The organism is Ornithinibacillus californiensis (assembly GCF_001038485.1).
In the GTDB taxonomy this organism is placed as follows: Bacteria; Bacillota; Bacilli; order Bacillales; family Amphibacillaceae; genus Ornithinibacillus; species Ornithinibacillus californiensis.
The window spans coordinates 1-19,041 of sequence record NZ_LDUE01000061.1; the positions used below are offsets into that span (position 1 = coordinate 1).

The following is a 19,041-nucleotide window of genomic DNA, read 5'->3' on the forward strand; positions in this document are numbered from 1 at the left end:
GGGTTTGTCAAATAAAGTGTGTAAGTTGGGATCACACACTTAGATATATTTGAGTACCCTTTCCTTTAATCGGTCATCCATCAATAGCTGATTCATGGCTAGAGACCAGTTATGGACATGTCCACCTTCCCATTTGGTTTCTAGTTCTTTAACTCGTAAATATAGGACTTTAAGTAGGGCATTCTCGTTGGGGAATGCTCCTTTTTTTGTTACTTTTCTAAAACTGGAGTGGATGCTTTCCACTGCGTTAGTCGTGTACATAATTCGTCGAACTGCACTACCAAAGTCAAATAATTGTTCTACATGTTCAAAGTTGCGTTCCCAAACATCAATAGCTCCTGGATAGGCAGACCATTGTTGTTTGAAGGATTCAAATGTACTTTGACAGGCCTTTAGGCTTTGAGCTCCATAAACCTTTCTTAAAGAGGCTGTGAATGCCTTGTAGTCCTTGCTTGGTACGTATTTAATGGAGTTACGAATTAAGTGTACAATGCATCGTTGAACGATGACATCAGGGAATATGGAGCGAGCACCTTCCTCCAAACCAGATACGCCATCCATAGAAATAAAGAAGATATCTTCGACCCCTCTAGCCTTTATTTCATCAAAGATTTGCATCCATTTATGCTTACTTTCTGTTTCATTTAACCATAGACCAAGAATTTCTTTTTTTCCCTCCATGGTATAACCTAAAATGGTATACACAGCATACTTCTTTGTCTCATATTGATTGCGAATGGTTGTGTACATGCAGTCCACAAAAACAAAAGGATAACAGTCATTTAATGGACGACTTTGCCACTCTTCTAAGTCAGGCAGCACAGTATCTGTGATATCAGAAACCATTTCATGAGATACAGAAAAACCATAAATGTCCTCAATGGTAGAAGAAATGTCCCGCTGAGACATCCCTCTGGCATACATAGCTATAACCTTATCCTCAATCTCAGATACATCTTTTTTACGCTTAGGAATAATCTTCGGTTCAAAAGAGCCGTCACGATCTCGAGGCACTTCAATTTCTACTTCTCCAGAACTCGTATTCAAGGTTTTCTTTCCATAACCATTTCTGCGATTATCTGTGACTTTTTCCCCTTTATCGTTTGAGTCATAACCAAGATGATGGTTCATCTCTCCTTTTAACATCGCTTCAAACATAGGGCCAAATATGTCTTTTAAAGCATTCTGCATGTCTTGTACGGACTCTGGTTGGTATTGTTCTATAATTCTATTAGCTAATTCTACTGATTTCGGATCACGTTTAGATTTCGCCATTATAAACAACTCCCCAATTTATATAGTTATAGTGTAACAATAAAAAAATAAACTGCGAAGTAAGAGCCGTACGCTCTCTTACTTACACAGTTTATATTACACTCCCGCTATATTAATAACCGTTAAAAACGTAATTTCATTGCTTTTCCTTTATCTCTTTTAACAATTCGATTATTTCCTCATTTTGTTTAGTTCCCTTTTTCAGATGTGATTCTATCGTTAGAAGTATAAATATTATTAAGACAAAGCCAATAAAAAATAACAACAAAACTCCCCCCAATAATGTTTCTCTTTATGCTTAATTTATTTGAGTTATCCTTCTCTCAATCCTAAATATCTAATTTCCTTACCATCTACCCTTACTATATAGATGTCACCTTTTTCTACAGGCTGGTATATTTTAGTTCCAACTGGCAATAAAGTTGCTGAGTAATTCTCAAATTCATCGCTATTACTAGTCTGTTTCTTAATCTCGCCAACTTCCTCGCCTAAAGTTAATTCTTTTTCATTAACCCATTCAATATGATCAGCGTTACTATATACAATACCATTTATGACAAATATATCTGCATTCTCATTATCTGCTAAAATTTCTTCAGGAGTTGGGTTATCAAGAACAATTTCTGGTTCTTTTGGTGTAGCTTGATTGCTACAAGCTACCATTGCCATTGCTAAAAGTAAAACAACCGGTAACACTTTTCTATTAAACATCAACACTCCTCCTTTAGAAATAAAATAAGACGGTGATGTATTACTTTCCAGATGGACTTAATTTTATGAGTTGTTTTCTTTTGTAATTGTTTCTATAATTTCAAATGCTCTATCCTCTGTTATATTCTCGGTAAGTGTAAATTCAGTGGTATATGAACCTTTTCCAACATTAAAATGAGCTATAAGCATATTAGAATTACCAATATTAACTTTAGTATATTGAACATCAATACCATTTATAGTCATAGTATCAACACTATCACTTACATTGATTTTAGATGTGTTATAAGTTATTCTAAAAAGCCAATGTGGTTCTCCATTATAAATTCCATATAGTACTCTTGAGTTCGTATCTTCTTCGTGTTGTTTGATGTATTCTTTGTTTTGCAATATGCCCTTTTCCTTAGAGTATACAACTACCAAATCTCTTTTATCACCTATTGGAGGATATATAATCTCTGCCGATAAAATTGGGTAATCAGTAAATTCTGGTATAAATACCTCAGTACCTATTTCTTCAATTATCTGGTCTTCAATTGACTTGATAACACTGGAAGTTGTATTAAGTTGTTCAGATATAGTTGGAATTAGCAAGATAAATAATATTGCTACAACACCCACAAAGGAGAAGTAATATGCATAAGGAATACGTTTCTTCTCTTTCTTAGTTAAGGAATTCATTATTTTTTTCTTTTCACCTTGTGAAACAGTGACATCGAGAAGGACTGTTTGTTTTAATGTTTCTCTCACTGATTTTAATTTTTCATCCATTCAACCCACTCCTTTCCAATGAATCTTTTAATTTTGTTCTTGCTCTATGAAGTCTCGTTTTTACTGTATTACTTTTTAAATCGAGAAGAAGACTTATCTCCTCTATACTCAGCTCTTGATAATAAAATAGAATAATAACTTCTCGGAACTTTATAGGCAAAGCTAAAATATGTTTTGCTAATTGTATATCATCTAATTTTGAAACGGTATGAAACTCTGGTGTTCTTGTCTCTACTAAACTCGAATCCAAATTTTCTTTGTAAATGATATTTCGAAAACTCCATCTTTTTAATGCATCTTTGCATTTGTTAATTGTAATTTTAATTAACCAAGTTTTATGGCTGCTTTCCTCCCTGAAGTAGTCCATTTGCTTATAACAAGAAATAAATACTTCTTGTAAAATATCTTCAGTGAGGGAATGGTCTTTAACATAGAGATAAGCAATCCGTTTTAATTCAGTTCCATACTGATTAAGCAATGATTCAACTTTTTGGATCTTAATCTCTTCAGAATTTACTAATTCCCTTTTCATTTTCTTCCCCCTTCCACCCCAATAGACGACAGTTAATTAGGTTTGGTTCCCATAAAATATAAAAGCGCTAATTCTTTTGAATTAACGCACTTCTGTTGAGCTATTAGCTATTACTAAAAAAATTCTACACTAGATGATCCCTTATTGAACTCTTGCATACTATATTTAGTTCACTTTACTGTATTTTAATAGATAAAGTCCACTAACCTTAAAGGTCCACTTTTCTCCTTTTAATAGTTCTTCCTTATCTGCGTCAAAATGGAAAGATTGGTTATATGGTGCATCACCATCACCACCACCGTGACCAAAGTTTCCACTTTCACCTTCTTCATTAGATACTTCAAATTCTAATTCTCTGGAATGTGAATAATCATTATTTAAACGGAAAAGACTAAGCATCGTTCCTTCCTGTTGTAATTCACTATCTAACCCTACTTGAATTACATAATTACTCTTTTGAATTTGCCTTTCTTGTGCTTGGACAAGGTGTATTTCAGTGTCATAGACTTTTTCAAGTAACATAGGTTCTTCAACACCTCTAAGTATCTCTTCTGTAGTTAAAGTAAACTCAATGCCTTCCTCAAAAGGTACTGTGTTAGCACTATAATCATCTAAGTTATGTCGAATAAAAACAATATCCTTTTCTTCGCTTGCACTACAAGCACTTATTATAAATGTTAATAAGATCAAAGGTACACATTTAAAAATAACTTTTAACTTTTGATTCAAAATTACACCTCCAAATCCAATACTAACATAGTCATGTTCGACTCTACTGCTCCTTTAGTTGAATAACACATTCAGCAAAGTGAATACTATTGTTATTGATGTTGTTAACAATTATTAAGTCATAAATATCTTCCTGTATATTCAACTTCGAACATATTAGATTCCTCTAAAAATTGGTTAACCGTATGAAGATGATCAAAACCAATTATTAAGAAAATCCGATCATTCTCGTGCTTTACTAATCTTGTAAGATTGGTATAAATTATTAAATTACGTTGATACCACCAGCGTAACCAGTCCATAGCAACATAATCTTGTCCCTTTCCTATTCGGGCAAGGTGCATATAAATTTCATGATTTCGTACTATCTGTTCAGGGTCATTAAATTTTCGATACATCTCTAATAAGGATAACCCTTCACTTTGATAATCATTCCGTGGAATTAAATCTTCTACAAGATACTTATACATGTCTGGTTGGTGCTCCTCTGCCCAATTCATTACCTCTCCATAAGCCCGTTGTCCAGGGAGTATTTCCATCCAATCAATAGCATGTACTTTCTTATGGTTCATCTCTTTGGCTAAACGAAAACCAATTTGATACACTTCATTGATTGGTAGTGTTAATTGGTCAAGCATATATTGTTGATATTCTTGATCGATACGCTCTTGTTCTTTCACTTCCACTTCGACAGCCACTTTCGTAGGCTGATAAACCTTAAATTTTTCTAAAAGTTCCCTTATCTCCTTTTCTCTTTCTGGAAGTAGTTCCGACCCGTTAATTTGTACCATATCTTCAGTTGGATTCATGTGGTGTGTTCCTAAAACTAATACTTTTGGTTTCATTAAGAATCACTCCAATTAAGATTTTTGAATGTTATTTCACTAATTAGGCCCTCTATTAATGAGAAAACCTTCCTTCTTGTACGTTTGATTCACTATGAATTCATTTAGCAACTACAGGTGCCCAACTAATTCCCTTTTACTTTTCAAAGGAAGTGTCAAAGTAAATAGGATAATGAGCACTGCATCCCTCATTAAAGGATGCCTGACAATGAGGGCAGTTAGCTGTATCCATATACTGGTGAATCGTCAACTCTGTGTGACAGCTACCACATAGGATGGCAAAATCGTCAAACTGTTGACGTGGCCAGCGTTCAATATTGTGATCCGCGTGTTCTTCATGGCATTTATAGCAAGGATAATAGCGATTACAGCATTTAAACTTAATAGCAATAATATCTTTTTCCGAATAGTAATGTGTACAACGTGTTTCACTATCCACAACGCTTCCATAGACTTTCATCTTCATCCCCCTCATCACACATAACACACTTTTCGATTGAATCTTCCGAACCAAAAACACCCCAAAAGTTAAGACTAACTTCTGGGGTGTAGCTTTATCCTTGTTGTAGGGTCGATGATAAACCTAATGTTTGTGCTGTTTCGTTTAATAATTCTTGTGCAAGCTCTGGATTTTCTGTTAGTGATATACCATAAGAAGGAATCATTTCTTTAATCTTCGGTTCCCATTCTGGCATTCTTTCTGGGAAGCATCTGGATAACACTTTAAGCATAACATCTACCGCAGTGGATGCTCCTGGAGAAGCACCAAGTAATGCAGCAATCGATCCGTCCGCAGCATTAACCACTTCGGTACCGAATTGAAGTGTTCCTTTACCGCCCGCTTCTGTTTCCTTAATTACTTGTACACGCTGGCCTGCAACGACGATATCCCAGTCTTCACTCTTCGCATCAGGGATAAATTCACGCAATTCTTCTATACGTTTTTCTTTCGATAATAAGACTTGTTGGATCAAATATTTGGTTAACCCGAGATTTTTCAATCCTCCGCCAATCATGTTGATGATATTATGGAGTTTAATTGAAAGGAATAAATCTAAATATGAGCCTGTTTTTAAGAACTTAGGTGAAAAGCCTGCAAATGGTCCAAATAATAATGATCTTTTATTATCAATATATCTGGTGTCCAAATGCGGTACGGACATAGGAGGCGCACCTACCTTAGCCTTACCGTAAACTTTCGCCTGATGTTTTTCAATTACTTCTGGATTGTTACATACTAAGAACAATCCACTTACAGGGAATCCGCCAATACCTTTGCCTTCTGGAATACCAGATTTCTGTAGCAAGTGGACACTTCCACCACCTGCGCCAAGGAATACGAATTTAGCAGTATGACGCTCAACGGTTCCGCTTTCAAGATTTTTCACCTTTACTTCCCATGAACCGTCACTTGTACGATTCATGTTCTTCACACTATGCTTATAGTTAACTTTTACATTCTTTTCCTGTAAATGATCAAATAACGTACGTGTTAACGCACCAAAATTGACATCTGTACCGGAATCAATCTTCGTAGCAGCTAATGCTTCCTCTGCTTTACGACCTTCCATAATGAGTGGAATCCATTCTTTTAACTTCTCTGGATCATCCGAGAATTCCATTCCTTTAAACAGCGGACTGTTTGATAGCGCTTCAAATCTTTTCTTAAGAAATTCCACATTGTTTTCTCCATGTACCAAACTCATATGTGGTAATGGCATGATGAACTCTTGTGGATTGTGAATTAACTTTTGGTTTACAAGGTAAGACCAGAATTGTCTAGAAAGTTGAAATTGCTCATTGATTGCAATCGCTTTCGTTATGTCGATCGAACCATCCTGTTTCTCAGGAGTATAATTAAGCTCACATAATGCGGCATGCCCCGTTCCCGCATTATTCCACTCATTCGAACTTTCCTCACCTGGCTTATCCAATTGTTCAAACACGGTAATTTCCCACTCAGGTACTAGTTCCTTTAATAACGAGCCCAATGTTGCACTCATAATACCAGCACCAATTAAGATAACATCTGTTTTCTTGTCATTGTTGCTCATTTTCCCCATCCCTATCTTCTAGAAGTGAAAAATACGATTTAAGGAGCACCAATCATTATGGTACAGCCTAATCGTACTTATTTTCTGTATCCATTATAACATATTACTAGTTTATCAGATTTATTTTGAGAATACTATTAAATGGCTATCCAGAATTTGGACTACTAGTTTAGCTAGAATTAAAGGGAACAATTAATAATAAATAGCACCTTTTATCCCTTTGGAATAGCCCTTTTTGCCGCTCGGGTAAAAATAATTACTTTTCAAAGTAATTAATTATTGCATTTCAACGTAATATGTATTACTATACAAAGTAAGGGGGTGAAGAAAATTATGGAAAATATCCGATTAAATGTTTCATTACTACGCAGAAGAGTACCAAATCTTACAAGTGCAGCGAAATCAGTTGGATTACGTCCCGCTACTGTCTCTAACCTTTGTACAGGAAAAATTCCAATTGAGCGCGCAGAAGTAAAAACGTTAGTTGCATTAGCGTCATTAGCACAATGTAGTTTAGATGAATTGATTCTAAAGGGGGAAGCTGTAGAGATGATTGAAACGAAGATTAAAACGGTTGATTTATTTGCTCCGATATCGAAGGGTGGTACGGTCGGTTTAGTGGCTCGTCCAGGAATGGGACAGCTGGTTTTACTTGCTGAGTTGTACTACAGACTGAAGCAAGAAGGGTATGCATCCGTGTTATTAAAGCCAGAAGGAGACCACCCAGAAGTAAATAACATTACTGACCATGTCGATGTTATCGTTGACTCAATTGAAGAAGCATATGAAAAAATTACTTCCTTAGGAGCAGAGAAGGATGTTATTTTCACGGCAGATCGTTCTCATGTTTTGTCAGGAGAAATATTCGAGCTACAAGACCGTATACAAGACGTACCCGTGAAAACAGTGACAACTTTACTGTTAGACCTAAAAGGGGAGATTGTAGACGAAGACCTACCATACGGTCCGTTAGAAACATTATTATACTTTGATGCAGACCTTGCAGCACGCCACAGCTTCCCAGCCATCAACCCAATCTTTTCTACTTCGTCTGTATTAGAAGGCGCACACCTAGACCAGAATCATCTCCATATCCAGCAACGAGCTAGAAAACTACTACGCCGCTACCGTGAGCTGCGATCTATCGTATCTGTTAGAGGTTTGGAAAAGCTTCCTGCTTCGGATCAGGAAACGTATCACCGCGGTGAACGGTTAGAGGCCTATTTAACTCAGCCATTCTATATTGCGAAAGAATATTCCGGAATAGAAGGAGAATCGGTAGATCTTACTTCTACTCTGAATGATATTCGCAAGATATTAGATGGTGGAGCTGATGCAATCGCCCCTAAAGAAATGACGTATATTGGAACACTCTAGAATAGGGGTAGAATGAGGTGTTACGGTGGGAGTAATACCTCATTTTCTAATTTCTAGACTGTATTTCTAAAATATTTCCATCTGGATCAATTACATGAAAGACGGACTGACCAGACTCCCTTCTTAGTTGATAGTTTTGTGCCTCTAACAGCCGGTAATAGTAAAATATTTTCATCGGGTTAGATTGTTTAATTGCAGCTGAAAGTGCGGGAATAATCTCATACGGCGGTAAGTCCGTGGAACTTGCTTTTGTTTGTAACTTTTTCCGAGAACGATGTAAGGTTGTTTTAACTACTTCATTGCTCACCCGTAGCATCGCGGCTATCTCCTTCGTCGTATACCCAAACACATCCTTCAATGTGACGAGCATCGCTTGTTTTAACGGTAACGATGAAAATAAAACCTCTAGCAAACTATCTAACTCTAACCTACTATCTTCTTCTCCATACACATCTTCTAGGAAATTGATTTGCTCTTTTTGCTTTCTTTTTTCATCAATAAAAAGGTTTTTCGCCACTATACATAGAAATGAATATGAGAACGTTCGGTTGGGGTCTGTTTGTTTCAATCGGTAGACCTTTAGGATGGTCTCTTGGACGAGGTCTTCCGCAGCCCAAGATGATCTGGTTAATGTTAAGCAATATTTATATAGCTTTTGAATTTGTAATTCTAGTTCATCGAATATCATGTCATACACCTTTTTACAATTTTTTTATTTTTCATGTAACTTTTATATTATTATATACGTTATAAGTAGGAATTTCATTTGAAGGAGGAAAACATAATGTTTAAAGTCGGAGGAGTTTTTATTCCTGTTACAGACCTTAAAAAGTCTACCGAATGGTATGAGAAAAACCTTGGGGTGAAGAAGATTGATAGTTGGGGAGAGGGTGCTGGGTTTTACTTCCCTATTGGCTCCGCTCAGATGGCTTTAGTAGAAGTAGCGTCTCCTCAACCAACAGAGTTTGTAATTAAGGGGAATCAGAAGAATTGTTATTTTAATTTTATCGTGGAAGATATCGAAGCGACCCATCGCCAGTTGCAGGACAATGACGTTGTCGTCAGTGAAATCGATGACTTTAATGGGATGAAGTTCTTTGACTTCTTCGATCCAGATGGAAATCCATTTAGTGTCGTGAATGAAGTGGAAGGTTCACCTTATCATTCCGATGAAGTGAAGAAGATGCAAGAGGCAGATGTGAAGGTTTAATACTAAAGCTAAAGGGGGAATTTTCTTGGAAACTACTACAATACAAAAAATCGGGCAAATCGGTATTCCAGTTAAAGATTTCGAGAGAGCTGTTCATTTTTACAAAGAGAAACTAGGTCTACCGCTATTATTCAATACTGGTAACCTAGCATTCTTCGATTGTAATGGCGTGCGGCTACTGCTAAGTCTACCTGAAACAGAGGAATTCGCCAACGCTAGCTCGATTCTATATTTTCAAGTTGCCGACATAGAAAAGGCTTATCAAGAGTTTGTGGATAAAGAGGTTGTTTTTGTGGATGAACCACATCTTGTGGCAAAGGTTGGACAAACCGAGACTTGGATGGCCTTTTTTAAAGATACAGAAGATAATACGCATGCGTTGATGAGTGAAGTGCAGGTTTAAGGGTTAAAAGGGATACAGCCTTTGCATTCCTTTTCTCCTTGTTGATATCCAATGCATTACCAATAAAGGTGCATTGCTAATTTATATTCAATAAATAATAAAAGTGAGGATACAAATGAAGCAATTAACATTTCATGAGTTACAGAATTACCTAGCACTTAAATATACAGAAGGACGCACTTCATCTTCATTGTTTATGAAACTAGTAGAAGAAATTGGTGAGGTAGCAGAGGTGCTTAACCAGTTAGAAGGGCGAAAGGCAAATACAGGAACTGCGTCTTTAGAAAAAGAATTAGTTGATGTAATCCATTATGCTGTGGCTATTGCGAGCATTAATCAGATTGATTTAACCGAAGCAATTATTACTAAAGATAAACAAGCCGCACTTAAATATAATCAATCTCCAAATTTAGAGGAATACTTAAAACTACAAAGGGAATAAAACTATCAAACTTAGAAAGTACTATTATTGGTGTGGGACAAGGGACTAACCCCTTGTCCTCTTTGAAGAGTGAAGGTGACTCAAATAGTAAAACTCAGTCATCTAAACCAGCAACCATAATTGCACTTACTAACCAAATTACTACTGATGGAACATAGTATAAAACAGCTCCACCCGCATCCGTATTATTAAGAATGACAAGAAAGTAAAATAAGTTATAGGACAGAAAAAGAATAAAGGTTAGTAAACCTTTTAATATGCCACTACCGTATATAACAAAGCCTATTCCCGGTATGAATAAGTTTGCAATTACACTAACCCTAAGTTTAAACCTTTTTTGTTCTCTTTTTAGATGGTCAATCTATATATATAGCTTTCTTTTCTCTTCGCCTTCCATTTTAAGCCCCCTTATTCAAGCATTCTTTCCAATAACCCAGTAACCACTAGTTTTTTTCAAAACTTAACCACACAATCTAAGGATCATAGCTAAAACAGGCATTGCAATAAGCAATAAAACTAAACTCTGCACCAATGTAAGTATAATATCTTTTTTCCAAGGGTTTTTCTGTGGATAACGATTGTATAACCTTTGAAATATCAGTAAGAATGCCCACCAAAAGAGTAAACTCGTAATAAATTGGTTCAAGTCGTCAAATAGCATTGCCCTTCCCGCTAGCTAGTTAATTCAACTCGTTCACACATTCCACTTCTGTATAGATTTGCTTCCAACTTTTATTAACCTCATCCACTTTACACAAATAGACGGATCTGGAAAGCTCCGTAATAGCTTCTTTCGTTTGCTCTTCTAATGGATCTTCTTTAAGAAGACTCTTATGTATGGTCATAACACTTCCTTGAAAGTCTTGAAGTAGTAAAAGTGTTTCCTCAGGAACAATTTGAATAGACGGATGACCTATATTCGTTATGCCTCTATTTAGGTCTTCAATCAACGGAATAAGGTCTTCGCGGATGTTTCTGGCATCCCAATCTACTTCTTCATGTGACTGCTGCCCTAAATAATAAGAGATGACTACTAAAGGGTCCTCAACCTCTAATTCATACATATACTTACTCAGGTCATCAAACTTATCTGTTCTATCCGCTCCATCACGTATAACAAGGAAATTAATAAGATGACAGATAGGATACCAATAATCCATATACTTCTGTTCGTTATTAAAGCACTCTTCTTTTAACAAGCCTTCTTATTCAGACAGCCCTGAAAAGAAAGCCCTCATATCTTCTGGTAATTCCTCTACCGCAAGGATTTTTAATCGCTCTGTTCCTGGTGAAGTCATCACTACATAAGACTTGCCATCATAATCAAATATCGTAAATTGCCCAATCCAATCGGCAGAGTTATTCTGAATATAGTTAAAGTCTTCTTCAGAAAAATTACCCTCATAACCTTCCAACAAATGCTTTTGTACATCCTCAAAACTATCCGCAAATGCCAATTCTTGATACAACTCTAAGGAATTCTTAGGTGTAAGGAAATACACGTAATACAAGGCTCCGCCTAATATAATCGCAAGTAAGGCGAAGAAAGCTATCCAATCTTTTAGTGGTTTCTTATTTGTAGCCATCAATGCTGACCTCCAATCATTTCTGCTACCCACTTAATGCCTTCATCAACAAACTGTTCTGTTGGATTAGAGTGTGGGGTATGCTCAAAAACAAAGTAAATACCTGTATTTGATGCAAGTTCTTTAATTATCTCCTCCACATTAAAATGCATGCCATCACTTTCATGAGAGGGGTGAACCGGTATCCAGATGTATTTATCACCTTGAAATTCCACATTATGTAAATGAACCACTTTGATGTACTTTTTCCACTTCACCATATAATCTAATGCTCTATCTTTAGTCGCTAGTAAATAGTCGCCTATATCAATACAGAGGTTTATTCCGTATTTATCCCATACCTCAACAGGAAATTGATCAAGAGACTCTATTCCAAATGTAGACATATGTTGACCAAGCTTAGGTTCACAGACAATAGGGATAGAATATTTCTCCTGCAAAACCTGCAGCTTTCTTAATCCGCTTTCAATCATATCGTTCGTCTCTATTTTTTTCTCTCCCTTGAAATATGGAAAGTGTACTAATATGTACTCCGCCCCTAACCGAGACATGTGTTCAACCTCTTTTTCAAACTGTTCCCAAGCTTGGTCGGGCTCGTATTGTACCTTCTCCAACAAGTCATATTTGCTTTGATTTCTAAACAAAGGGGAATGTAAACCGAATGACTTATCACTAGTTTTTAATAATTTCAGAAAAGCGTCAAAAGACTCTTTGCTAGGAAATTCACCAATCTCTATATGTTCCACATTCTTCTTAAATAACAAGTGGAATTTATCAGGGGCCGACAAAATCACACTTCCTGAGAGACCTACATAATTAGGCATAAATATACCTCCCCTCTTTCTATGAGAATTCTATTTCCGTTTTATATCTCCAAAAGTAATTTTCATGCTGGGGGAATATGCGAAAGAGGAATCGATAGTAAATAGTTGTGAAAAAAGTAGTTCAGCTTCATATTGTTCCTTTGCCCCCTCAGAGGTAACGCCACGTCTAATCAATCTTTCTAGAAATGCCTCCTCATTGACAGGTGCACCACCTATTCCATCACCCTTTAGCGAATCATACAATCTTTGCTTCTCTTGTTGAGCCTGATCAGGATTTAGGAAGTTCACCTTATCACTAATTCTACATTCTATGTTCTCTAACCCTAATTCAGATAGATACCCCGGTATTTTCGCCCCAATATTGCCATCCATACCTGATTCCTTTACACTTGTTTCGAATAACTTCTGTAGAATACCAAGTGGCACAATTTCCGATTGTGCACTTCCTTGTAGTTCATAGGAGGACATACCTGAAATCCAATGTGGTTCGAAACAAATTATCTTTCCACCGTTAACAACAGAATCTACCATTCGTTGTAGCATTCTTTTTGGTTCAGACATATGCAATAAAAAAGCATGGCATACAGCAATGTCATACTTGCTCTCTAATTCTAACTCGTTCGTATCCGCTACTATGAATTCTGTTTCATACGGAAGTCTTTGAAAATACGCTTTCGCCTGGTTAATAAGTTGTTCCCCTTTATCTACACCTGTGTATTTGGATCCCTCTGGTAAAAGCGGCAGTAACTTAAGTCCCAAATATCCATACCCACAACCATAATCAATCATGTGAACAGGTCTAGTAATCTTCCAAACGTTATTTACTAAGAATTCTAGATAGTCATCGTTATAATACAAATCTCTTGTTTTTCTGAGGTATTCTAGTTGCGTGTCCCAATAATATTCCTCCAATTAAATCCCCCTATCCTACTTCGAGAATACACACGAAAGGCATCTGTGTATTTCATAACATTTATTCCATCACTTATTCCATCTATCTCTGTTATGTTCGTAAATATTACTATAAACATATTCTTCATTTTTATCTGAGAACCACCAATTTACAAAGTTGGCTAAAAACATAAATATTCCACCTACGATAATACCCGAAGTATAATGACCTAAGATAATTAGCAGAAATGAACTAATTACCAAAGCAATCATTATAATTACTAAAAGTAGTTTAATAAGTTTTTTACTTATGCCCAATATACACCCCTCCCATCATTTATTTGTTGAATATTAAACTCTGGTGAGATATAACCTAATAAGTCGTACGTTTATAATGACAGAAAGTTTTGTATTTTAATTAATTCTATACCATCAGCGAAAGTCCTTCTTCAAACCTGCCTTACTAAAAAGGACGATCATTAATGACCGCCTTGTTGAACTATTGCATACTGCAGATAATCTCCCGTTAGTAATGGTATTATTCAGCATGTATTGTAAGCCCATCCTTATATGTTATTACCGAAACCTTATTTCCATCTTTTTCAAATATCTTTTTAGAGCCTAATCTGTCTATCTCTTTCCAACCGAATAATTTCACATGTTGAACATAGAGAGTGTTAATCCCATAGAAGTCATATGAGATACTATTTTCAGAATGTTTTTCATCAATTTGAGCAATTATTGGTACTGGAAAATTATATATCGAGGACTGTTTAAGACTTCCGAAGACTAACACAAGAAGAAGGAGACAAAGTATTGCAGATATAATAAGTGATTTTTTCGATTTCATTTTTCCACCTCCTCACCTGCTACTTATATACAGATAATTTAGCTATCGTTTAATAAGAGACTTGAAACCTGATGATTCGTTATTGATCTTTTATACCAATACTCAAAGAACCCAAGCGTTCTACGCTAATAAGAGAAGCTTTTTCATAAATTTAATATTTATATATATCGATAAACGGACTATACCCAGGATTGAATGTAAATGGAATAAAGGTTCCAAATATCCCGATTCCTTCAATTAAAGTTCTACGCCCTTCTTCATCTTCAAGGATAATGCCCATCTTATTGATCAAGATATAATCTTTTATAGTTCTGTGTACAATTTTTTCCTGATAATTCATGTATAAACATTTATCCCCAATACACTCTATATCATATTTATCCACTAACCACTTATTGAATGTCTGGGGAGAAGGTCTTGATAAAGATAAGGTTAGAAAAAGTATAATGATTATAGTGAAGAAGATTTTAATTCGTTTTCTTTTCATAGATTACCAACCCTCTTCTTGACATTATCGCTCCGTTATTTGAAAGGGCAATACTCTATTTGCAGTAATGCACCCTTTAATACAATAACTATTGTTTATCTTTTATGTAAGTAATTATTCCAATACTAAACACCAAGATACCAATTAGCATTAACGAATGGATAAAACCATTTAGGATTGGCACATATACTCCAGTTAAATTCTTGTTTAGATATACGATATTAACTAAGCTATGACCTAAAGGTGTACTTACCAATAAAATAAGAATACCTAAAATATAATACGTTATTGCCCGCCTATTCAAAAATCATACCCCCTTAAATGTTATTCAACTCTTCTACCCCGTTAATTTAAGTACATTTATTCACAAACTCTACACTCAATCACCTACACCCGAAATAGACAAAATAATCTAATTACTATTCAATACTAACACAACCTCGGCAATTATATTATTAATTCCGATAAAAAAGGGATGCAAATAGCACCCCTTTCATTCACCCCTGTTACTTGTTATAGCTAGTCACAAGGATCCTTATTTAACTAGTAAACTTCTCAAATATTCTATCTTCTTCACATCTTTGTTATTATTGTTATCTGCTCGGTAGCTATCCTTTGATGACGCTTCGTAGACAGATAGGTATTGCTCCACACTTAATAGGTAGTACTTCGCGCCATCTTTTTCATGGATAACTAAATCCTCTAACGGCACCCCAGCAAAGCTTGGCAGTGTGTCCATAATACCAAATTCTACAGATAAACCATTCTTGGAAAACTCATGTTCATGCAAATCAATTAGTGTATAACCCATATCATTCATGATCGATACAATGTCATCCCAGTTATGGATCGATAATTCAGGTGGCACTTCCCACCCTCGCTCATCTCCAGGAATATGAATATCTAAATCCTGAGCACCCCAGCTCTTTTCTGTCACGAGCTCTAAACCAACGGAGCCCATTAATAATGGAATGATTTCCATTTCATTTAGCTTTTTGGCAATATTTATAAATTCATCATATTTATTCATCAATCGTTAACCTACCCTATATTTTCTTCACAAATTCCGATTTCAATTTCATCGGGCCGAAACCATCAATCTTACAATCGATTTCATGGTCCCCATCGACCAAGCGAATGCTTTTCACTTTTGTCCCTTGTTTTAACACTGATGAGCTACCTTTTACTTTCAGGTCTTTAATAACCGTTACATTATCCCCATCCTGTAGAACATTTCCGTTTGCATCTTTTACAACTTTCTCATCGCTACTGTCTGCTTCTTCATTCAACATCCACTCATGTCCACATTCTGGACAAACAAGCATCGTCCCATCTTCATAGGTATATTCTGAATTACATTTCAGGCAATTAGGTAAATTACTCATGTTTTATTTCCTCCTTCAGTTGCTGCAACTAAGCTATATGCTTCTATACTACACCTTTAGGATTGTAAAATAAATCCATTTCACAGAATTGTCTCTGCTTCCTAACAAAAAGCCCCAAACTTCTATCTCAAAGTTCGAGGCTTTTCCATCATCCTTCTATATCTCTTCTGTTATACCCAATGACACCAATCACGGTTAAAATAGCTGCAATTCCAGTTAATAGAACCATTGGCATCCATGTTAACTCATCCATCGGTAACTGTGGAATATGTCCAAATGGGGTAAGTTTGCCCACCCACTCCGGGAACTGGAATAATGCTCCCATGTACAGCACGATAAAGGAATAGAACACATAGAGCCAAATAAAGCTAGTTAACTTTCGACTAATGCCAATTAGTAATACTGCAACACCGATCATAACTAGCATTGCTGGATAATAGACAATCCCCATCTGATACATACTTCCAAAACGAAATGGATCATCCATCGTAGCTACAGCTGCATTCCAGAGACCAATCGAAGCTAGTGAGACCATGACAAACGCATTAATGGCAGCTATAACGAAAAAACTGACCATCAAGCGCGTTCTAGAAACAGCTCTCGCAAGCAAATGGCTCAACCGACCTTTTTTCTCTTCGGCATATAATTTATTCATCGCCATCACTGGTGGAATGGTTGCAATAATGGCAATGACCATCATAATCATTGATACAAACTGTTCCGTCACCGAATAACCCGCTTCGGTCACAAACATCTGCTTCATCATGTCATTTCCTTCAAAGAAGGAATCAATATCGCCTAAGATAGAACCATAGGATACGCCTAAAACATACATACCAACTGCCCAGGAGATAATTCCGGTGCGCTGTAATCTGAACGCAAGACCGATTGGACTCTGTAAAAAGGCGGATGCATTTTTTCTACCCGGCTTTGCTGGTAATAATCCTGCCTCTAAATCTCGAATACTATTTAAATAGTTTGCTACCATAAATAGTAAGATAGAAAAGCCTAGCATCAACAGAATCGGCCACCAATTATTCGCACCATAAATCTCCGTTTGTACTACCCATCCAAGAGGCGATACCCAACTTAGCGCTTCGTTACTCACATCACCTATTCCTCGTACGATATAAGCAATTAAAAGAAAGGCAATGGAAAAACCAATCGTCCCTCGTGCACTTTCCGAAAGCTGAGCAAATACTGCCGTTACCCCAGCAAAAACAATCCCCGTTGCCCCTAAAGTTGCTCCATATAATAAAGATCCTTCTAGATCCATACTCTCAATATTTAGCGAGAATAATCCTAACCCAATAATGAGAGCCAATAAGATATTCGTCAACGTATTAACGAGTAAGGTTGCATTTAACGTAGAAAGTCTGCCAACTGGCAGCGAACGAACCATTTCCGTCTGGCCATTTTCCTCATCACCTCTGGTATGCCTAGTGACAAGTAAAATACTCATTAACCCAACAACCACTGCCGTCAATAGTACCATCTGATGTGCTGTCATGACACCAAGCGTATAGTTGCTTATATCAACAGGTCCTACCATCGCAACCATGGCAGGGTTTTCCATTGTTTGTGCCATTACATCTCGTTGCTCTTGGCTACTATATAATTCGGTAAATGCTCCCGGAACGATAAGGGTAAAGAAGCTGATACCAATAAGCCATATCGGAATACGGATCCGATCTCGTCGAATGATTAATCGAGATAGACGACCGGTTCCCTTATACACTGTATCCGCCATTAGGAATTCCCCCCTGCTCCTGTCTCCGTTTGCTCCTTCTCCTCATAATGACGCATGAACAAATCTTCTAGCGTTGGTGGGGAGCTTTCAAATTTCACAATTCCAAATCGGCTCACATGCTTAATAACTGCATCTAGGTCCTCTGTATCCACTTGGAAGGAAAGGGCTCCATCCCGTTCTTCTATATCATGAACGCCGGATAGACCATCAAGGTCCGCAATCGTTTCTTTCGTTTCCACTAAGAAGTTCGTACGAGTTAAATGGCGCAACTCTTTCAATGAACCTGTTTCAATCATTTTGCCTTGACGAATAATACCAACACGGTCACAAAGCTTCTCCACTTCGGATAAAATATGGCTCGATAGAAGGACACTTTTACCTGCTTGTTTAGCTTCGAACACGCATTGCTGAAAGACTTGTTCCATAAGTGGATCTAGTCCAGATGTAGGTTCATCCAAAATATACAGATCGGCATCTGAAGAAAACGCTGCAATAAGCGCGACCTTCTGACGATTTCCTTTAGAGTAGGTACGACATTTTTTCGTTGGATCTAAATCAAAGCGTTCGATTAATTCTTCCCGCTTGCTTATATTATTTCCGCCACGGAGTTTGACAAATAAATCAATAACCTCTCCACCAGTTAGGTTCGGCCAAAGATTGACATCCCCAGGTACGTAAGCAATTCGTTTGTGAATCTCAACCGCATCACTCCAAGCATCCTTACCAAAGATTGTTGCTTCCCCACTGGTAGCTTTTAGAATACCAAGCAATACGCGAATCGTTGTTGATTTACCGGCACCATTCGGCCCAATAAACCCAAACACTTCCCCTTCATGGACTTCTAAATTCACACCATCTAATGCCGTAAACTTTCCAAACCGCTTTGTTAAATTACTAACTTGTAAGACACTCATCGCTT

General features: G+C 36.8%; 25 protein-coding genes. 4 read left to right on the plus strand and 21 right to left on the minus strand.

What is annotated here, in order from left to right; translation table 11 throughout:
• Positions 1–39 precede the first annotated feature (39 nt).
• The 9 genes from TE34_RS15915 to TE34_RS15950 all read right to left on the minus strand — a co-directional run bounded on the left by TE34_RS15915 (position 40) and on the right by TE34_RS15950 (position 6,917).
• The gene (locus TE34_RS15915; RefSeq protein ID WP_047984673.1) at positions 40–1,275 is read right to left on the minus strand and encodes an IS256 family transposase; all 1,236 of its coding nucleotides are present in this window, start codon (positions 1,273–1,275) and stop codon (positions 40–42) included.
• A 136-nt stretch (positions 1,276–1,411) separates the two neighbouring features.
• Entirely contained in the window at positions 1,412–1,540 is a 129-nt protein-coding gene (locus tag TE34_RS21640) for a hypothetical protein (RefSeq protein WP_269083194.1), read from the minus strand.
• Positions 1,541–1,587: 47 nt separating this feature from the next.
• The gene (locus TE34_RS15920; RefSeq protein WP_047985816.1) at positions 1,588–1,986 is read right to left on the minus strand and encodes a hypothetical protein; all 399 of its coding nucleotides are present in this window, start codon (positions 1,984–1,986) and stop codon (positions 1,588–1,590) included.
• A 63-nt stretch (positions 1,987–2,049) separates the two neighbouring features.
• Positions 2,050–2,757 (minus strand): hypothetical protein, encoded by a 708-nt coding sequence (locus tag TE34_RS15925; protein ID WP_047985817.1) that lies wholly within the window; start codon positions 2,755–2,757, stop codon positions 2,050–2,052.
• The gene (locus tag TE34_RS15930) at positions 2,750–3,289 is read right to left on the minus strand and encodes a sigma-70 family RNA polymerase sigma factor (protein WP_047985818.1); all 540 of its coding nucleotides are present in this window, start codon (positions 3,287–3,289) and stop codon (positions 2,750–2,752) included. The genes TE34_RS15925 and TE34_RS15930 overlap by 8 nt, the downstream gene beginning before the upstream one ends.
• Positions 3,290–3,454: 165 nt before the next feature.
• The gene (locus TE34_RS15935; protein WP_047985819.1) at positions 3,455–4,018 is read right to left on the minus strand and encodes a hypothetical protein; all 564 of its coding nucleotides are present in this window, start codon (positions 4,016–4,018) and stop codon (positions 3,455–3,457) included.
• 119 nt (positions 4,019–4,137) lie between these two features.
• Positions 4,138–4,863 carry a DUF5694 domain-containing protein gene (locus tag TE34_RS15940; RefSeq protein WP_047985820.1) on the minus strand — a complete coding sequence of 242 codons (726 nt, stop codon included), beginning with the start codon at positions 4,861–4,863 and terminating at the stop codon, positions 4,138–4,140.
• A gap of 136 nt (positions 4,864–4,999) precedes the next feature.
• Positions 5,000–5,329 (minus strand): CHY zinc finger protein, encoded by a 330-nt coding sequence (locus tag TE34_RS20800; RefSeq protein ID WP_084710744.1) that lies wholly within the window; start codon positions 5,327–5,329, stop codon positions 5,000–5,002.
• Positions 5,330–5,417: 88 nt separating this feature from the next.
• Positions 5,418–6,917: a malate:quinone oxidoreductase gene (locus TE34_RS15950; RefSeq protein ID WP_047985822.1), complete on the minus strand. Its 1,500-nt coding sequence runs from the start codon at positions 6,915–6,917 to the stop codon at positions 5,418–5,420.
• A gap of 333 nt (positions 6,918–7,250) precedes the next feature.
• Here TE34_RS15950 and TE34_RS15955 point away from each other — a divergent pair, with 333 nt between their 5' ends.
• Positions 7,251–8,294 (plus strand): ATP synthase beta subunit C-terminal domain-containing protein, encoded by a 1,044-nt coding sequence (locus tag TE34_RS15955; RefSeq protein ID WP_047985823.1) that lies wholly within the window; start codon positions 7,251–7,253, stop codon positions 8,292–8,294.
• 46 nt (positions 8,295–8,340) lie between these two features.
• Here the strand turns inward: TE34_RS15955 and TE34_RS15960 are convergent, their stop codons facing one another.
• Positions 8,341–8,982 (minus strand): RNA polymerase sigma factor, encoded by a 642-nt coding sequence (locus tag TE34_RS15960; RefSeq protein ID WP_047985824.1) that lies wholly within the window; start codon positions 8,980–8,982, stop codon positions 8,341–8,343.
• A gap of 96 nt (positions 8,983–9,078) precedes the next feature.
• Here TE34_RS15960 and TE34_RS15965 point away from each other — a divergent pair, with 96 nt between their 5' ends.
• The 3 genes from TE34_RS15965 to TE34_RS15975 all read left to right on the plus strand — a co-directional run bounded on the left by TE34_RS15965 (position 9,079) and on the right by TE34_RS15975 (position 10,349).
• Entirely contained in the window at positions 9,079–9,504 is a 426-nt protein-coding gene (locus tag TE34_RS15965; protein ID WP_047985825.1) for a VOC family protein, read from the plus strand.
• Positions 9,505–9,529: 25 nt separating this feature from the next.
• Positions 9,530–9,907, plus strand: a complete 378-nt coding sequence (locus TE34_RS15970; protein ID WP_047985826.1) for a VOC family protein — start codon at positions 9,530–9,532, stop codon at positions 9,905–9,907.
• Positions 9,908–10,022: 115 nt separating this feature from the next.
• Positions 10,023–10,349: a MazG nucleotide pyrophosphohydrolase domain-containing protein gene (locus TE34_RS15975; RefSeq protein WP_047985827.1), complete on the plus strand. Its 327-nt coding sequence runs from the start codon at positions 10,023–10,025 to the stop codon at positions 10,347–10,349.
• Positions 10,350–11,029: 680 nt separating this feature from the next.
• On the opposite strand, the gene TE34_RS15985 is transcribed toward TE34_RS15975, so the two are convergent.
• The 11 genes from TE34_RS15985 to TE34_RS16040 all read right to left on the minus strand — a co-directional run bounded on the left by TE34_RS15985 (position 11,030) and on the right by TE34_RS16040 (position 19,036).
• Positions 11,030–11,548, minus strand: coding sequence for a hypothetical protein (locus TE34_RS15985; protein WP_047985829.1), 519 nt, complete (start codon positions 11,546–11,548; stop codon positions 11,030–11,032).
• Positions 11,549–11,554: 6 nt separating this feature from the next.
• Positions 11,555–11,935 (minus strand): hypothetical protein, encoded by a 381-nt coding sequence (locus TE34_RS15990; RefSeq protein WP_047985830.1) that lies wholly within the window; start codon positions 11,933–11,935, stop codon positions 11,555–11,557.
• Positions 11,935–12,759 (minus strand): TIM barrel protein, encoded by an 825-nt coding sequence (locus tag TE34_RS15995; RefSeq protein ID WP_047985831.1) that lies wholly within the window; start codon positions 12,757–12,759, stop codon positions 11,935–11,937. Before TE34_RS15995 ends, TE34_RS15990 begins: the two co-directional genes overlap by 1 nt.
• A gap of 30 nt (positions 12,760–12,789) precedes the next feature.
• Positions 12,790–13,671 (minus strand): methyltransferase domain-containing protein, encoded by an 882-nt coding sequence (locus TE34_RS16000; RefSeq protein WP_047985832.1) that lies wholly within the window; start codon positions 13,669–13,671, stop codon positions 12,790–12,792.
• A gap of 517 nt (positions 13,672–14,188) precedes the next feature.
• Positions 14,189–14,500, minus strand: coding sequence for a hypothetical protein (locus TE34_RS16010; protein ID WP_047985834.1), 312 nt, complete (start codon positions 14,498–14,500; stop codon positions 14,189–14,191).
• A 151-nt stretch (positions 14,501–14,651) separates the two neighbouring features.
• Positions 14,652–14,987 carry a hypothetical protein gene (locus TE34_RS16015; RefSeq protein WP_047985835.1) on the minus strand — a complete coding sequence of 112 codons (336 nt, stop codon included), beginning with the start codon at positions 14,985–14,987 and terminating at the stop codon, positions 14,652–14,654.
• Between the two features lie 88 nt (positions 14,988–15,075).
• The gene (locus TE34_RS16020; RefSeq protein WP_047985836.1) at positions 15,076–15,291 is read right to left on the minus strand and encodes a hypothetical protein; all 216 of its coding nucleotides are present in this window, start codon (positions 15,289–15,291) and stop codon (positions 15,076–15,078) included.
• A gap of 231 nt (positions 15,292–15,522) precedes the next feature.
• Positions 15,523–16,017, minus strand: coding sequence for a hypothetical protein (locus TE34_RS16025; RefSeq protein WP_047985837.1), 495 nt, complete (start codon positions 16,015–16,017; stop codon positions 15,523–15,525).
• Between the two features lie 16 nt (positions 16,018–16,033).
• Positions 16,034–16,372 carry a zinc ribbon domain-containing protein YjdM gene (locus TE34_RS16030; protein ID WP_047985838.1) on the minus strand — a complete coding sequence of 113 codons (339 nt, stop codon included), beginning with the start codon at positions 16,370–16,372 and terminating at the stop codon, positions 16,034–16,036.
• A 148-nt stretch (positions 16,373–16,520) separates the two neighbouring features.
• Positions 16,521–18,122, minus strand: coding sequence for an ABC transporter permease (locus tag TE34_RS16035; protein ID WP_047985839.1), 1,602 nt, complete (start codon positions 18,120–18,122; stop codon positions 16,521–16,523).
• Entirely contained in the window at positions 18,122–19,036 is a 915-nt protein-coding gene (locus tag TE34_RS16040) for an ABC transporter ATP-binding protein (protein WP_047985840.1), read from the minus strand. Before TE34_RS16040 ends, TE34_RS16035 begins: the two co-directional genes overlap by 1 nt.
• Positions 19,037–19,041: the final 5 nt, after the last annotated feature.

Excerpts from the sequence above, each read along its gene's own strand:
- TE34_RS15915 (WP_047984673.1), bottom strand. The coding sequence starts at position 1,275 with ATGGCGAAATCTAAACGTGATCCGAAATCAGTAGAATTAGCTAATAGA.
- TE34_RS15920 (WP_047985816.1), bottom strand. The coding sequence starts at position 1,986 with ATGTTTAATAGAAAAGTGTTACCGGTTGTTTTACTTTTAGCAATGGCA.
- TE34_RS15925 (WP_047985817.1), bottom strand. The coding sequence starts at position 2,757 with ATGGATGAAAAATTAAAATCAGTGAGAGAAACATTAAAACAAACAGTC.
- TE34_RS15930 (WP_047985818.1), bottom strand. The coding sequence starts at position 3,289 with ATGAAAAGGGAATTAGTAAATTCTGAAGAGATTAAGATCCAAAAAGTT.
- TE34_RS15940 (WP_047985820.1), bottom strand. The coding sequence starts at position 4,863 with ATGAAACCAAAAGTATTAGTTTTAGGAACACACCACATGAATCCAACT.
- TE34_RS20800 (WP_084710744.1), bottom strand. The coding sequence starts at position 5,329 with ATGAAGATGAAAGTCTATGGAAGCGTTGTGGATAGTGAAACACGTTGT.
- TE34_RS15950 (WP_047985822.1), bottom strand. The coding sequence starts at position 6,917 with ATGAGCAACAATGACAAGAAAACAGATGTTATCTTAATTGGTGCTGGT.
- TE34_RS15955 (WP_047985823.1), top strand. The coding sequence starts at position 7,251 with ATGGAAAATATCCGATTAAATGTTTCATTACTACGCAGAAGAGTACCA.
- TE34_RS15960 (WP_047985824.1), bottom strand. The coding sequence starts at position 8,982 with ATGATATTCGATGAACTAGAATTACAAATTCAAAAGCTATATAAATAT.
- TE34_RS15965 (WP_047985825.1), top strand. The coding sequence starts at position 9,079 with ATGTTTAAAGTCGGAGGAGTTTTTATTCCTGTTACAGACCTTAAAAAG.
- TE34_RS15975 (WP_047985827.1), top strand. The coding sequence starts at position 10,023 with ATGAAGCAATTAACATTTCATGAGTTACAGAATTACCTAGCACTTAAA.
- TE34_RS15990 (WP_047985830.1), bottom strand. The coding sequence starts at position 11,935 with ATGGCTACAAATAAGAAACCACTAAAAGATTGGATAGCTTTCTTCGCC.
- TE34_RS15995 (WP_047985831.1), bottom strand. The coding sequence starts at position 12,759 with ATGCCTAATTATGTAGGTCTCTCAGGAAGTGTGATTTTGTCGGCCCCT.
- TE34_RS16010 (WP_047985834.1), bottom strand. The coding sequence starts at position 14,500 with ATGAAATCGAAAAAATCACTTATTATATCTGCAATACTTTGTCTCCTT.
- TE34_RS16015 (WP_047985835.1), bottom strand. The coding sequence starts at position 14,987 with ATGAAAAGAAAACGAATTAAAATCTTCTTCACTATAATCATTATACTT.
- TE34_RS16025 (WP_047985837.1), bottom strand. The coding sequence starts at position 16,017 with ATGAATAAATATGATGAATTTATAAATATTGCCAAAAAGCTAAATGAA.
- TE34_RS16030 (WP_047985838.1), bottom strand. The coding sequence starts at position 16,372 with ATGAGTAATTTACCTAATTGCCTGAAATGTAATTCAGAATATACCTAT.
- TE34_RS16035 (WP_047985839.1), bottom strand. The coding sequence starts at position 18,122 with ATGGCGGATACAGTGTATAAGGGAACCGGTCGTCTATCTCGATTAATC.
- TE34_RS16040 (WP_047985840.1), bottom strand. The coding sequence starts at position 19,036 with ATGAGTGTCTTACAAGTTAGTAATTTAACAAAGCGGTTTGGAAAGTTT.